Origin of the sequence: Novipirellula sp., assembly GCF_041583735.1 — a bacterium.
Classification (GTDB): Bacteria; Planctomycetota; Planctomycetia; order Pirellulales; family Pirellulaceae; genus Novipirellula.
Window position 1 is genome coordinate 1 of record NZ_JBFHFD010001025.1, and the last position, 1,674, is coordinate 1,674.

Sequence of the window (1,674 nt, forward strand, 5' to 3'; positions counted from 1 at the left end):
CGCGTGCGTTGCAAAATCGACGGTCGCGCGCGGCGAGTGCATTTAACAGCGGCGGGAAGGCGGCTTGCGACGAAGCTGATCCGCAGCTCCGAAAAACTGAGGCGCTCAATCGAAAACGCGGTAACACCGGCCGAACGAAAAACGTTCGATGCGTCTCTTGATTTAATTGTCGACGTTGTCACAGTAAAAGACAACGAAGAAAAGAAAGCCGGTTGATTACTCCCCTACCACCGATCAGAAAGATTCATAATGAGAAGAGTTCTAGTAGGTTTTCTGCTTTGTGCGTCCGCATTCGGTTCCGCCCCTTCCGTGTTTGGGCAGGAAGTTCACGCAGATCGCCCGGATTGGTTTGACGGCAAGCCACGAACATTCGTTGTGAACGGCTATTCGACTTCGTTCCATTGGCCAGCGATGCTGCAGCGGAAGCTCGACCGATACTTCGGCGGAAAGCGAGTGATTGAAGTGAAGTCGGCGACTCAGGGCTCGACGCCTATCGCGAAGTGGATGAATGTCGAAACGGGTGAGCCGATGCAACCGTGGACGACGAAACTTCGACCACTGCTAAAAGACGACTCCCGCCCCAAAATCGTGCTGGCTCAGCAATCACTGCAGTGGGCGTTTGGCGGTCGTTCGGAAGGCATTCGTGATCAGAGCGATCACCTCCATATCCGCAAAGGTGCAGACGTGATCAAAGCATACACGGACCTGTTAAAGGCCGACGGCGCGGATGCTGTTGTGATCGCAATGCATATTTACAAACAAGGAATGGAACCCGAGATCGGCAATGAACGACTATCGCTCGCTGCTTTTATCCAATCGAAACCGCATGATGTGTATGCAGGGCCGGATGTTTGGACGCCGACCAGCAAGATCTGGCCGCAAGCGTTTCAGGCCGACAAAGTTCACCCAAACGATATGGGAGCCGAAGTGATGGCACATCACTGGTTCGCAGCGTTACTGACGATCTGCGAAAAGGACGTTCCGCCGTGGAGCGCCGATGAAATGAAGCAAGCGATGGCCAACCCGCCAGCACTCGCAACACGCGACGGAAGGCCACAGCGTGGCGAGGGCAGAGGCATGGCGGCGCGGATACTTCGCCATGATGCAAACAAAGACGGCAAGATCACGAAGGCCGAATTCCGTGGCCCTACTCCGATGTTCAGCCGTTTTGACAAGAATAACGATGGAGTCATCGACAATCAGGAACTGACCAGCTCAGCTCGGTAACGACAACACAGACACGTTGAGTAAGATTTCACAATTGCAGAATGGGTGGGTGGCACCAATTCTCCAATCGATTTCTCCAAACGAGACGTCTTCAGGCAACCACGTCTCAACCTCATACAATTTTGCTGGCCAATTTCTCGAGTTCTCAAGCTACCTTTGAGTCAGCCTTCAGGCTCTTTTGAAGGTCGTCTCAAGAAGGGCCTTCTAAAGAATCGGGCTGGCATCAACCGCGACGAATCGACGGCGATGTCACGGCGTGGGCCATGCTGATGCCACCAACTCGATACCACGCCGCTGGGATACAAAGAAAGGTTAAAAGAGGAGAGGTTAGAAAATGGGGAAGAGTTGTCCATTCAAGTCCAATCGCAAATGGCCGTGGAAGTCTCATTTTTCTGTCGCACCAATTTTTCTGTCGACTTCATACCATGACGGTCGTCGAACGGGACC

The 1,674-nt window shown here is 53.2% G+C and carries 1 protein-coding gene and 1 pseudogene; both read left to right on the plus strand.

Annotation, left to right across the window (positions count from 1 at the left end; translation table 11 throughout):
- Window positions 1–216: pseudogene (locus tag ABX962_RS35705) on the plus strand (MarR family transcriptional regulator); the annotation flags it as partial.
- A gap of 159 nt (window positions 217–375) precedes the next feature.
- Window positions 376–1,227 (plus strand): hypothetical protein, encoded by an 852-nt coding sequence (locus tag ABX962_RS35710; RefSeq protein ID WP_372726407.1) that lies wholly within the window; start codon window positions 376–378, stop codon window positions 1,225–1,227.
- Window positions 1,228–1,674: the final 447 nt, after the last annotated feature.